The organism is Sandaracinobacter sp. T42 (assembly GCF_059115405.1).
The window spans coordinates 442,210-454,945 of sequence record NZ_CM181101.1 but is presented as its reverse complement, the minus strand read 5'-3'; the positions used below and the strand labels follow the sequence as shown (position 1 = coordinate 454,945).

General features: G+C 68.5%; 10 protein-coding genes and 1 pseudogene. 6 read left to right on the top strand and 5 right to left on the bottom strand.

Features of this window, described 5'->3' with window-relative positions; genetic code table 11:
* Positions 1-4: 4 nt before the first annotated feature.
* Complete coding sequence (gene infA / locus ACW9TV_RS02180) at positions 5-223, bottom strand: translation initiation factor IF-1 (protein ID WP_194744413.1); 219 nt, start codon at positions 221-223, stop codon at positions 5-7.
* A gap of 213 nt (positions 224-436) precedes the next feature.
* On the opposite strand from infA, the gene ACW9TV_RS02175 reads away from it, so the two are divergent.
* Positions 437-613, top strand: coding sequence for a hypothetical protein (locus tag ACW9TV_RS02175; protein WP_494304228.1), 177 nt, complete (start codon positions 437-439; stop codon positions 611-613).
* A gap of 14 nt (positions 614-627) precedes the next feature.
* Here ACW9TV_RS02175 and dapB read toward each other — a convergent pair whose 3' ends face one another.
* Positions 628-1,407 (bottom strand): 4-hydroxy-tetrahydrodipicolinate reductase, encoded by a 780-nt coding sequence (gene dapB, locus ACW9TV_RS02170; RefSeq protein ID WP_494304227.1) that lies wholly within the window; start codon positions 1,405-1,407, stop codon positions 628-630.
* A gap of 107 nt (positions 1,408-1,514) precedes the next feature.
* On the opposite strand from dapB, the gene ACW9TV_RS02165 reads away from it, so the two are divergent.
* Both ACW9TV_RS02165 and ACW9TV_RS02160 read left to right on the top strand, forming a co-directional pair.
* The gene (locus ACW9TV_RS02165; RefSeq protein ID WP_494304226.1) at positions 1,515-3,557 is read left to right on the top strand and encodes an amidohydrolase family protein; all 2,043 of its coding nucleotides are present in this window, start codon (positions 1,515-1,517) and stop codon (positions 3,555-3,557) included.
* 19 nt (positions 3,558-3,576) lie between these two features.
* Positions 3,577-4,275 carry an NAD-dependent deacylase gene (locus ACW9TV_RS02160; protein ID WP_494304225.1) on the top strand — a complete coding sequence of 233 codons (699 nt, stop codon included), beginning with the start codon at positions 3,577-3,579 and terminating at the stop codon, positions 4,273-4,275.
* A gap of 28 nt (positions 4,276-4,303) precedes the next feature.
* Here ACW9TV_RS02160 and ACW9TV_RS02155 read toward each other — a convergent pair whose 3' ends face one another.
* Both ACW9TV_RS02155 and phhA read right to left on the bottom strand, forming a co-directional pair.
* A complete protein-coding gene (locus ACW9TV_RS02155; protein WP_494304224.1) occupies positions 4,304-7,654 on the bottom strand; it encodes a hybrid sensor histidine kinase/response regulator in 3,351 nt (1,116 codons plus the stop codon).
* A gap of 75 nt (positions 7,655-7,729) precedes the next feature.
* On the bottom strand, positions 7,730-8,590 hold the full coding sequence (gene phhA, locus ACW9TV_RS02150) for a phenylalanine 4-monooxygenase (RefSeq protein ID WP_494304223.1): 861 nt from the start codon (positions 8,588-8,590) through the stop codon (positions 7,730-7,732).
* Positions 8,591-8,637: 47 nt separating this feature from the next.
* Here phhA and ACW9TV_RS02145 point away from each other — a divergent pair, with 47 nt between their 5' ends.
* Positions 8,638-9,294, top strand: a complete 657-nt coding sequence (locus ACW9TV_RS02145) for a peptidylprolyl isomerase (RefSeq protein ID WP_494304222.1) — start codon at positions 8,638-8,640, stop codon at positions 9,292-9,294.
* Positions 9,291-10,847, top strand: a pseudogene (gene mnmC2 / locus ACW9TV_RS02140) (tRNA (5-methylaminomethyl-2-thiouridine)(34)-methyltransferase MnmC2); the annotation flags it as partial. The gene ACW9TV_RS02145 and the pseudogene mnmC2, both read left to right, overlap by 4 nt.
* Positions 10,848-10,938: 91 nt before the next feature.
* Here mnmC2 and ACW9TV_RS02135 read toward each other — a convergent pair.
* The gene (locus ACW9TV_RS02135) at positions 10,939-11,886 is read right to left on the bottom strand and encodes a LysR family transcriptional regulator (protein ID WP_494304221.1); all 948 of its coding nucleotides are present in this window, start codon (positions 11,884-11,886) and stop codon (positions 10,939-10,941) included.
* Between the two features lie 97 nt (positions 11,887-11,983).
* Between ACW9TV_RS02135 and ACW9TV_RS02130 the strand changes: the two genes are divergently transcribed.
* On the top strand, positions 11,984-12,682 hold the full coding sequence (locus ACW9TV_RS02130; protein WP_494304220.1) for a pirin family protein: 699 nt from the start codon (positions 11,984-11,986) through the stop codon (positions 12,680-12,682).
* Positions 12,683-12,736 lie beyond the last annotated feature (54 nt).

Below are 12,736 nucleotides of genomic sequence, written 5' to 3'. Positions count from 1 at the left end.
GGGCTCACTTGAAGCGATAGGTGATCCGGCCCTTTGTCAGGTCATACGGCGTGAGTTCCACCAGCACTTCATCACCCGTCAGCACACGGATGCGATTCTTGCGCATCTTGCCGGCGGTATGGCCGAGGATCTCATGGTCGTTCTCCAGCCGCACCCGGAACATCGCGTTGGGGAGCAGTTCGACGACCGTGCCCCGCATCTCGAGAAGTTCTTCCTTGGGCATGGGTGGCTTGGTTGACCTTTCTTCGGGGCGTTGGCCTGCGCTTCTACCCCGGTTTGCAGTGCGCGCGCCATGCCTCAACCCGCATTCATATTCAAGTCCGGCAAGCTTTTGTCGGATTTGTGCAATGATTGCAGGGGCCCGTTCGCTACAGGGCGGCAACAGGGTCGGACCTGTTACAGCTTGGGCTTGGGGGGTCTCGCAGTGTTGCGGGCATTGGTTGTCGGCTTCATTCTGGGATTTGCGCTGGTGGGCGTTCTGCGCCTGACCGGTTTGCGGGATTCCGGCGCGCAGCTGGCATCCACCTCAGGCCTTCGCCCCGGCGCCGCGATCGATCATGTGCGTCAGGGCGTCTTGCTTCCGCTGCCGGGTCGGATCCTGATCCTGATCTGACCTTCCGGAGCCTGCTAGAGCCCGAAGATATCCGCCATGCGATAGCGGCCGGGGCTGCGCCCCGACAGCCAGCGCGCGGCCTTCACCGCGCCCCTGGCGAAGATGTCCCGGCTTTCCGCCACATGCGACAGGGTGATCCGTTCGCCTTCGCCCGCCAGCATCACATGATGATCCCCGGCGGCAGATCCGCCCCGCAGGGAGGCGAAGCCGATCCCGCCGGCGCGGCGCGGGCCGGGGCTGCTTTCATGGGGCGGCAGGCGAAGCGTTTCCAGCGGCGCACCGCGCCCCTTCGCTGCGGCTTCACCCAGGAACAGGGCAGTGCCCGAAGGGGCATCCACCTTGTGCCGGTGATGCAGTTCGGCGATCTCGATATCCCAACCGCTATCCAGGGCGCGGGCGGCCTGTTCCACCAGCGCGGCCAGCAGCGTGACGCCCAGCGCGGTATTGGCGGCCTGAAGGACCGGGATGGTGCGGGCTGCAGCGTCGATCGCGGCATGGTGGTGCGCTTCCAGCCCCGTGGTGCCGATCACGATCGCGGCCTTGCCGTCCTGGGCGGCGCGAAGATGTTCATCCAGCGCGGCAGGCGTTGTGAAATCGATCAGCACATCGGCCTTGTGCGCGACAGGTGCGGCGTTGGCGCAGATCACCATGCCCTGACCGATCGGATTTCCGCAAAGCGGGTGGCCCGGGCGTTCCACGCCGCCCGCCAGCCAGCAGTCAGGCGTTGCCTGGATTTCCGCAATGATGGCCTGGCCCATGCGGCCCCCGGCCCCCAGAACCCCGATCTTGATCATGACGACGCGCTCTCCTCGGGCGGCAGTAGCGCAAATGCGGGGGGCGTTGGCAAGTGTGCAGGATCGGCGCTTGCGAACCGGCCTGCTTCCATGCTCAACAGGCGGCCATGCAGACAAAGACCTTCTTCCGCGCGGGCGGACGCGCCGCGCTGATCGCCCTTCTTCTTTCCACCCCCGCCTTCGCGGCCGAACGCTTCGCGGTGCTGTTCAGCGGCCGGAACGTGGGCAGCCTCGTCACGGACGAGACGGGCGGGGCGACGAAGATCGTCTTTGATTACAAGAACAACGGGCGCGGCCCCACGATCGAGGAGCATCTGGCGCTGGACCCGGCGGGCATTCCCACCAGCTGGACGGTCAGCGGCAGCACCACCTTCGGAAGCAAGGTGGACGAACGCTTCAGCCGCAGCGGCGACAAGGCCGAATGGGTGGATGCGACGGGTCCCGGTTCCGCCACGGTGCGGGGGCCGGCGCTCTATGTTGCGCAGAATGGAAGCCCTTATGGCCTGGGGGTCTATGCCCGGGCGCTGCTCAAGGCGGGGGGCAGGCTGCCTGCGCTGCCGGGTGGGGAACTCCGGCTGGAGCCGCTTGGCCCTGTGCCCGCGAAAGGCCCTGCGGGGCCGGTGACGCTGACGGCTTACGCACTTGTCGGCCTCGATCTGGACCCGACCACCCTGTTCCTCGGGCCGGACAAGGAACTTGTTGGTGTCGCCTCCCCGGAATTCGCCGTGCTTCGCGAAGGGTTCGAGGCGGAGGACCAGAAGCTGCGCGACCTTGTCGCGGGGTGGGACACGAAGAGGCTGACGGACGCGCAGAAGGCGCTGGCGAAGAAGGCGCCGACGGCGCTGAGGATCGCCAATGTCCGCATCTTCGATCCGGAACGGCTGGCGCTGTCGGCCCCGGCGTCGGTTCTGGTGAAGGGCAACCGTATCGTCAGCATCGACGCGCCCGGCGCGGGCAGCGCGGGCGAGACCGTGGTGGACGGCAAGGGCGGCACGCTGCTGGCCGGCTTCAACGAGATGCACGGCCATCTGGGCCAGTCCGATGCGTTGCTGAACCTGGTGGCGGGGATCACCACTGTGCGCGACATGGGCAATGACGATGCCGTGCTGGACCGGCTGGTGCAGCGCATGGATTCGGGCGAACTGGCCGGCCCGCGCGTGGTCCGTTCGGCCTTCATCGAAGGCAAGAGCAAGACCAACGCGCAGAACGGCGTGGTGGTCGAGAATCAGGCCGATGCCGTGAAGGCGGTTCAGGACGCCGCGAAGCGTGGCGTGTTCCAGATCAAGATCTACAACAGCATCAATCCCGAATGGGTGCCCGCGATGATCGCGGAAGCGCACAAGGCGGGGATCCGCGTGGCGGGCCACATCCCGGCGTTCACCACGACCGATGCGATGCTGGAAGCCGGCTATGACGAGATCACCCATTCCAACCAGCTGATGCTGAATTGGGTTCTGAAGCCCGGCGACGACACGCGCACCCTGCTGCGCATCACCGCGCTGAAGCGCTTCGACGGCTTCGACCTGAACCAGCCCGCGCCGAAGAAGACGCTGGAGCTGATGCGCACGCATGGCGCCGCGCACGACCCCACGCTGGTGATCATCGAACATGCGACTCAGGGCCGAAAGGGCGAATTCTCGCCCGGGACGGTGGACTGGGCCCCGCATCTGCCCATCGGGCTTCAGCGCCAGCTGAAGCAGCCGATGCTCGACATTTCCAGCCCCGAGGACGACGCCGCCTATCGCGGCGCATTCGACACCACGCTGGAAGTGATGCGCCAGCTGAACCGGCAGGGCACGCTGATCCTGCCCGGCACCGACATGGGCGGCAGCTTCTGGTATCATCGGGAACTGGAGCTGTTCACCAAGACCGGCCTTTCCAGCGCGCAGGTGCTGCGCCGGGCCACTTTCGACACCGCCCGCTACATGGGCAGAGGCGACCGCTTCGGCGCTGTGAAGCCGGGGCTCGTCGCGGACTTCATGCTGCTGCCGGGCGATCCGGTGAAGGACATCCGGGCGGTGAAGACCATCTCGATGGTGGTAAAGGACGGCACCGTCTATTTCCCGACGGAAGCCTATGAGCGGCTGGGCATCAAGCCCTTCACCGCCGTTCCGGCTGTGTCCGGCGCGGCGCTGGTGCCGGCTTACTGATCGCCCGCGCGCGCTGACCATGCCGCCCCGGCGCATCGTGATCCTGACGGGCGCCGGGGTTTCGGCGGAATCGGGCGTGCCGACCTTCCGCGGCCCGGACGGGCTGTGGGAAGGGCATCGGGTGGAAGATGTCGCGACGCCGCAGGCCTTCCGCCGGGATCCCGTGCTGGTGCAGCGCTTCTATGATGCGCGCCGTGCGGCGCTGCGCCGTGTGGAACCCAACGCCGCACATCGCGCGCTTGCCCGCCTCGATGCCGAATGGCCGGGCGAACTTCTCCTGGTCACGCAGAATGTCGATGACCTGCATGACAGGGCGGGTTCGAGGCGGATGCTGCACATGCATGGCGAACTGAAATCCGCCTGGTGCCTGGCCTGCGACCGCCGGCATTCCTGGGCGGAAAGCCTGCTGGATGCCCCCTCCTGCCCGGCCTGCGGCCTTTCCGGCCACATGCGGCCGGACATCGTCTGGTTCGGCGAGATGCCCTACCATATGGACCGGATCGAAGCGGCGCTGATGGCGGCTGACCTTTTCGTGTCGATCGGCACTTCCGGCAATGTCTATCCGGCCGCCGGGTTCGTCGATCTCGCCCGCCATGCGGGCGCGCGCTGCATCGAGCTGAACCTGGATCCGTCGATGACGAGCGGGCGATTCCATGAAAGCCGGCTTGGGCCGGCGGGCACGCTGGTGCCGCAACTGGTGGACGAACTGCTGGGCTGAGCCATTCGGCGCCAGCGCGGGGCTCGCGCTATTCTGCCGCCGCCCGCGAGCCCCGTTCGGCGAGGAAGGCGAACAGAGCGACCGGATCCACCGGTTTCGGGAACACCCGAATCGAAAGCCGCCGCAGCCGCCAGTCCGTCGGGGCGCGCGGATCGGCCGTGACCATGGCGATCGGCAGGCCCGGGGCGTGCCGCCGAAGCTGCCGGGCAAGCACCAACCCATCCGGCCCGTCGCCCAGCTGAAAATCCAGGATGGCGGCAGCCGGCCGGTGGCGTTTCGCCAGTTCGAGCGCGTCTGCCGCCGACGCTGCTGCAAGGGGCCGATGCCCCTGTGCGGCCAGCGCGGCGATGATTGCATCCCGCACGACCGGATCATCATCGACGCACAGGACTGAGAGCCCCCCCGCCTGGGCGCGGGCCGGTGTGGGCGCGGCTTGCCTGGCGGGCGGGCCATCCGCCGCCAGGGCGACGTCCACCGCGAACAGCGAACCCCCGCCCGGCCGGGAACGCAGCGTGACGGGGATGTCCAGCAGGCGCGCCGTCCGCTCAACGATGGCAAGGCCAAGGCCGACGCCGGGGGAGTCGCCGTCGAGCCGTTCGAATTCCCGGAAAATGCGCGCCTGCGCGTCCGCCGCGATTCCGGGGCCGCTGTCAGCCACGGCGAAGCGGATCTGCCCCTGTCGGCGCCGGGCGGTGAAGGCGATGCTGCCGCGCGGCGTGTAGCGCACCGCGTTGGACAGGAAGTTGAGCAGGATGGACCGCAGCAGATCCCGATCCGTCTCCACGCTGGCGTCGACAGCGATCGCCCTCAGTCGAAGCCCCTTTTCGGCCGCCAGCGGTTCGAACTCGCGGCCCAGTTCCGCCACCAGGTCCCGTGCGGAGAAGCGCGTGGGGCGGGGCTTGATGCCGCCCGCATCCAGCTTGGAGACATCCAGCAGCGCCCGCAGCAGGGCGTCGGCCGAGGCGATGGACTGCGCCGTCGAATCGAGCAGCGGGCGGGCCGCATCCGGCGTCTGCCGTTCGAGCGCGGACAGGAACAGCCGCGCGGCATGCAGCGGTTGCAGCAGATCATGGCTGGCGGCGGCGAGGAAGCGGGTCTTTTCCCGCGTGGCGGTTTCGGCGGCCGCCTTCGCGTCGGCCAGCGCGGCGTTCGCGGCGGCGAGGTCGGCGGTTCGTTCGGCCACCCGCGCTTCCAGTTCCACCTGCTGCGCCTTTTCGGCGGTAATGTCGGTGAAGCTCATCACATAGCCGCCCCCCGGCATCGGGGCGCCCACCGTCTTGATCCAGCGACCCGAGGGGCGAAGCCGCTCGAAGCTGTGCGGCAGCCCGCGCGCCAGATGGTACAGGCGGCGCTCCACATGCGCTTCCACCTCGCCGGGGCCGCAATCACCCCGTTCCGCATTGTAGCGGATGAGATCGGCAACCGGCCGCCCCACTTCCACCAGCCCCGCCGGATAGTCGAACAGATCGAGATAGCGCTGGTTCCAGGCCACCAGCCGCAGGCGCCGGTCGATCACGGAGACGCCCGGATCGATCGCCTGCAGTGTTGCTTCCAGCAGCTGCCGGGAAAACTGCAGCGACTGGCCCGAACGATCGAGCAGCTTCACCACCTCGCCCACACCAAGGCTGGCGCCCGCCATCGTGGAGGTGACGATCAGCCGGGCAGATGGCGCGCCAATGACATCCGCGATCATCTGTTCCGCGCGGCGGGCCGCCGGGCCGCTGATCGGGCTGTCCGGCCCGCCGAAGGGGGCCAGTGCGATCTCTGCTTCGCGGTCGCCCGCGAAGCGGCCGGCAAGCCCGGTCAGTTCGCCCAGCGTGGTGACATGGCCGAAGCTGGAATCGCGATAGCCATGGTCGCGGCTTGCGCGCCCGAAGCGCACGGTCACCAGCAGGGCGAGGATATTGGCGCCCAGGCTCCACAGCGTTCCGTGCACGAGCGGGGAACCGAGGTCGATCCGCAGCAGCCGCTGCGGATGCAGGAGCCCCCCGGAGGCGGCATCGAGGGCCGTCACCAGATCGTCTCCGGCGAAGGAGGGAAGGAACAGCGTGTAGGCCCACAGCGCGATCCCGGCCATCAGCCCGGCGCGGGCGGCGCGCTTGTTTTCGAACCCGAAGGAAATGGCGCCGATCAGCGCGGGGGCGAACTGCGCCACGCCGGCAAAGGCGATCAGGCCGATCGCGGCCAGCGTGGCGCTGTCGTCGATCGCTTCGGCATAGCCCCAGGCCGCCGCGACGATCAGCACGATGATCACCCGCCGCGCCATCAGCATCAGCCGCCCCAGATCCGCGCCTTCGCGCAGCCGGGCGCGGATCAGCAATGGCGCCAGCAGATCGTTCGCCGCCATGGTGGACAGCGCCAGGGTTTCCGCGATGACCATGCCTGTCGCAGCCGAAAAGCCGCCGAGGAAGGCCAGAAGAACCAGACCGTTCGCGCCTTCCGACAGCGGCAGCGACAGCACGAACAGGTCTGGCAGGGTGGTGGGGGGCAGCAGGGCCAGGCCGGCGGCCGCCAGCGGCAGGACCATCAGCGAGATCAGCGCCAGATAGGCGATGAACGGCCAGCGGGCCCGGCGAAGCGCGGCCGCGTCGGGGGCCTCCACGAAGCCGAGATAGAATTGCCGGGGAAGACACAGGATCGCCAGCGCGGACAGCAGGGTGGTGATGAGGAAATCGGGGCCGAAGCTGCCGCCCATCCGGGCCGCCAGCGTTTCGATCCCGACCGCAGAGGCGGGTTCCCGCCACAGGAGCCAGGCGGCGAACAGGCCGAGCGCGAGGAAGGCCACGAGCTTCACAAGGCTTTCCGCGGCGAGCGCGGCGACGATGCCGGGGTTGCGGCCCGTCACTTCGATCCGGCGCGCGCCGAAGCTGATGGAGAAGGCGGCGAGGAGGGCCGCGATCAGGAAGGTGAGTTCCGCCGAGCGGCCGAAACCGGTGACGGCCTCGAAGCTCATCGCCACGGAGCGGAGCTGGAGCGCGATGTAGGGCGTTGCGGCCAGCAGCGCGAGTGCGGCAACCAGGGCCGCAAGGCTTCGGCTGCGGCCATAACGCTGGCCGATGAAGTCGCTGATGGAAGAGGCCCGGCCATCGGCGGTGCGGGCGGCGAGGCGGGACAGGAATCCGGGCGCCAGCAGGAAGACGAGCGCCGGGCCAAGATAGATGGAGAGATAGGGCAGACCCGACGTCGCGGCCGAACCGACGCCGCCGAAGAAGGTCCAGCTGGTGCAGTAGACGGCAAGGCTGAGCGGGAAGACCCAGGGCTGGAACCGCGGCGGGATGCCCCGCCGGTCCGTGCGGGCTGCGAGCCAGATCAGCCCGGCCCCATAGAGGAGCACGGCGAAGGCGGGCAGCAGGGTCAGGCCGTCGGGGCCGTCGGGCACTCGATGCTCTCCATCGGGCCGGAACACCGGCCATCCATGGCATGGAAGGAACGCGTCTTTGGCGGCGCGGTCAAGTCAGGCGGCGCGTGCCTTCGCATGGGCTTGCGTGCCGCGCGTCAGCACATGGTCTTCCGGCAGGATCGTGTCGATCGCCAGATCGGGCAGGGTTTCCAGATCGGCGTACAGTGGCGCGAAATCGGTGTTCAGCGTCACGTCCAGCAGATGCTCGAAGTCGGGAATGGCGAAATAGACCTGCTGGAAATCGTCGATCCGATAGGGCGTGCGCATCACCCGCTTCAGATCGAAACCCAGCCGGTTCGGGCTTGGATCGTCCAGCGCGAAGCGGCTTTCCCCAAACGAGGAAACGATCCCCGCACCATGGATCCGCAGCCCGTCGACCGTTGCCGTCAGCCCGAATTCCACCGTGTACCAGTAAAGCCTGGCCAGCTTGTGCAGCGCGCCGAACCGCATGGAGCGAAGCCCGCCCTCGCCATAGGCCTGCATGTAATCCGCAAACACCGGGTTCGCGAGCAGCGGTACATGGCCGAACACGTCGTGGAACACGTCCGGCTCTTCCAGATAGTCGATCTGGTCGGGCCGTCGCAGGAAGTTGCCCGCGACGAAGCGGCGGTTCGCCAGATGTTCGAAAAACACGTCGTCCGGTACCAGCCCCGGCACCGCCACGACCTGCCAGCCGGTCAGCTTCATCAGCCGTTCGGACAGGCGGCGGAAATCGGGGATTCCGCCCGCGCCCAGATCCAGCCGCGCCAGCCCATCCAGGAAATCGGGATGGGCGCGGCCGGGCAGCAGCGCCGTCTGCCGGGCATAGAGCCGGTCCCAGAGGGCATGTTCGGCCGGTGCATAGGCTTCCCAGCCCTGCGGGATCGTCCAGTCCGGCGCGGCTCCCTCCGGCGGCGCGGTCAGCACATGCGTCATGCCGGGCAGGATAGCAGAGCCGGACCTGCGCGACTACGCTTGGGGCCATGATTCGCCCGTTCCTTTCCGCAGCGCTGCTGCTGTTCGCCCTTCCCGCCGCCGCGCAGCAGGCCGAAACGCCCCCTGCGCAACCCGTTTCGGAAGCCCCCCCGCCCCTGCCCGAGAAACAGTGGAAGACCGAGCGCGTGAAGCTGCAGACGGCGCATGGCCCCATCCTGATCGAGCTGGAGGTGGAGCGCGCGCCGGTCACCTCGGCCAATTTCCTGAAATATGTGGACCAGAAGCGCTTCGACGGGATCAGCTTCTATCGCGCGCTGACCTTTCCGGGGCGCCCCGATCTGGGCCTGATTCAGGCGGGCCAGCGCGACCAGAAGAAGCTGCTGCCGCCGATCCCGCACGAGCCGACGACGAAGACGGGCCTGAGCCATACGGATGGCACCATTTCCATGGCGCGGCTTGCACCCGGCACGGCGGCGGCGGATTTCTTCATCATCATCGGCAATCTGTCCACGCTGGATGCCAACCCGGCCGCCAAGGGCGACAATGCCGGTTTCGCTGCCTTCGGGCGCGTGGTGGAAGGGATGGACGTGGTGAAGAAGATCCTTGCCGCCCCTGTTTCCGCGACCGAGGGCGTGGGCGCGATGAAGGGGCAGATGATCGCGAAGCCCGTGCCCGTGGAAACGGCGCGCCGCGCGCCAAAGTGACCGGGACCGACCCGGGTGCCGCCTGGGAGGAGGGGGCGCTGGTGTCGCGCCGGTTCGGGGATGTCTATGCATCCCGAAGCGGGGCACTGGCGCAGAGCCGGGCCGTGTTTCTGGCCGGTTGCGGTCTGCCGGATCGCTGGCGGGGGCGACAGCGCTTCACCGTTGCGGAACTGGGCTTCGGCACCGGGCTGAACATGCTGGCGGTACTGGCGGCGTGGGCGGAAAGCCGGGAATCGGGCCAGACCCTCCACCTGTTTTCGGTGGAGGGGTATCCGCTGTCGAAGGCGGATGCGGCACGCGCACTGGCCGCCTTTCCCGAACTTGCCGGATTGTCCGCCAGGCTTCTGGCACAATGGCCAAGGGGGGCGCGCGGCCTGCACCGGATCGACTTTCCGGGGCTGGGGGCCGTGCTGGATCTGGTTGTCGATGATGTGGCGGCTGCGCTTTCCGACTGGGAAGGGCAGGCCGACGCCTGGTTCCTCGACGGTTTTTCCCCCGCGAAGAACCCGGATATGTGGACGCCCGAAATCCTGCGGCTGGTGGGGGCGCGGACTGCGCCGGGCGGGCGGGCGGCCACATGGTCGGTTGCGGGCGCGGTGCGGCGCGGGCTGGCGGATGCGGGCTTCACCGTGATGCGGATGCCGGGCTTCACGGGAAAGCGCGAACGGCTGGAGGCCGTGCGCCCCGGTACCGCCGCCGATCCGCCGCGCCCCCGTGTCGCCGTGATCGGCGCAGGAATCGCGGGCGCCTCGCTGGCGCTGGCGCTGCGCGACCTTGGCCTGGAACCGGTGATGGTAGCCGATGGCCCGATGGCGTCGGGCAATCCGGCCGCGCTGGTTTCGCCCCGGCTGGCGGCGGGCAGCGAAGCCGGGGCGGCGCTGCATGCGCTGGCGTTCCGCCGGGCAGTCGAGCGGATCGAGCGCACCGCCCCTGACGCAGTGATCGCGCGCGGGGCGGAACGGTTGCTGAAGCCGGGCGAGATCGGACGGGCGGATGCAACCTCAGCTTCCGGCCTGTTTCCGCCGGGCAGCCTGTCCCTGCACGGTGACAGGCTGATTCTCGGCGATGCGCTGGTGGTGGCGCCTGCGCGTCTGCGGGCCTGCTGGCTGGGGAATGTGAAGGCTGCCCGGGTGGAAGCGCCCAGGCGGGGACCCGACGGCTGGCGGATCGGCGGAGTGGGCCCGTTCGACGCCGTTGTGATCGCCGCCGGCTTCGGAACGGCGGCGCTGGCCGGATTGCCGCTGCGACCGATCCGGGGTCAGGTGACGACCGCCGGAATCCCCCTCGATCGGCTTCCTGCCAGCTGGGGCGGCTATGTCGTGCCGACGGATGACGGCCTGCTGTTCGGGGCGACGCACGACCGGGGCGATTCCGATCCATCGGTGCGCCCGGAGGATCAGGATCGCAATCTGGAGGGGCTGGCACGGCGGATGCCGGACATTGCCGCACGGCTGGCGGGCAAGCCGCTGGGGGGCGCGGCGGGCGTTCGCGCCGCCGCGGGCGACCATCAGCCTGTGGCGGGCGCGCTGGGCGATGGGCTTTTCGTGCTGGGCGGCTTCGGCGGGCGCGGTTTTGCGCTGGCACCGCTGCTGGCCGAACATGTGGCGGCCCTTGTCTGCGGTGTCGCCTCTCCGCTGTCGGCGGCTATGGCGCGGCTGGTCGATCCCGCCCGCCTGAGGCTGGCTCCCATGCCCAGGGCGGCTGACGCAGCCGCTCCGACAACCAGTCCATCAGCAACCGCACCCGCAGCGGGCGAAGCGGGCTTGGTGGGGTGATCAGGTAGAGCCCGAGCGGCGGCGGCCGCCAGTCGCACAGCAAAGGCTCCAGCCGCCCGTCCGCCAGCAGGTCCGCTATCAGGAAATCGGGCTGCAGCGCGATACCCGCGCCCGCCAGACAGGCCGGGTTCAGCGCCCCGCCGCCGTTGGCGCGCAGGGGGCCGGAAACCGTCACGCTGTAATCCGCGCCCTCCGGCCCGGAAAAGCGCCACACATCGGGCGGCATCATGTTCGAATAGAGCAGGCACTGGTGTTTCGCGAGATCGGCCGGATGCCGTGGGCGTCCATGCGCCTCAAGATAGGCCGGGCTGGCCACAAGGATGCGCTGCACCGGGCACAGACGCCGGGCGATCAGGCTGGAATCCGCAAGCTGGCCGATCCGAAGCACCACATCATGCCCTGTGGCAACGATGTCGATCCGCGCGTCATCAAGGCTGAGGTCGATCGAGACCTGGGGATGACGGGCAAGGAATTCGGGCAGCAGGGGCGCGATATGGGCGCGGCCGAATTCCAGCGGCGCCGCCAGCCGGATCTGCCCGGCCGGCACGCTCGTCGCCTCGCCCAGCCGCTCTTCCATCCTCTGCGCCGCCAGCACCAGCGCCTGCGCTTCGCCCAGGGCCTCCTGCCCAAGGGCCGACAGGGAGAGGCGGCGCGACGTGCGATGGAAGAGGGTCGCGCCCAGCCGTTGCTCCAGCCGGGCGACGGCGCGGGAAACCGTGGGGACGGACAGGTTCCGGGCCCGTGCGGCGCCCGCGAAGCTGCCCGCTTCGGCAACGGCGACGAACAGATCCCATGCCTCGAAATCCGGAACCAACATTTCTGCAACGATCCCTTTCGATCCTTCCACTTTTCTAACGCAAATGGATGCGCAAATGAAGGGCCGTTCCGGGCAACCGGATGCAAGGAGACGAAAGATGATCGAAGTCCGTCCGTTCGAAACCCTCGGCGCCGCCAATCATGGCTGGCTGGACGCGCACCATCACTTCAGCTTTGCCGATTATTACGAACCCGCCCGCATGGGCTGGGGCGCGATCCGGGTGTGGAACGATGATGTGATCGCGCCGCAATCCGGCTTTCCGCCGCATCCGCACCGCGACATGGAGATCATCACCTATGTCCGTTCAGGGGCGATCACCCATGAAGACAGCATGGGCAATCGCGGCCGCACCCAGGCGGGCGACGTGCAGGTGATGAGCGCGGGAACCGGCGTGCGCCACGCTGAATATAATCTGGAGGACGAGGAGACCCGCATCTTCCAGATCTGGATCCTTCCGGAAGCGCTGAATGCGAAACCGGCCTGGGGTGCGCGCCCGTTTCCGAAGAGCGATCGCGCCGGCGTTTTCGTGCCGCTTGCGAGCGGGATGGGCGACGAGGGTGCGCTGCCGATCCAGACACCGGCGCGGGTGCTGGGCGCCACGCTGAAGGCGGGGACCCGCACAAGCTACCGGTTCGGTCCGGGGCGGGTGGGCTATCTTGTCGGGGCCGAAGGGGCGTTCCGCGTAAACGGGAAGGAAGCCCGGGCCCGCGACGGCGTGGCGATCCGCGATGTCGATGAAATCACGATCGAGGCGCTGGCCGACAGCGAGATCGTCCTCGTCGATGCCCTGAAATGAAGCGTTTCCCGGGCCCTGCCATGCCGGTGGGGCCCCGGTTTCTCAAGCAAGGAG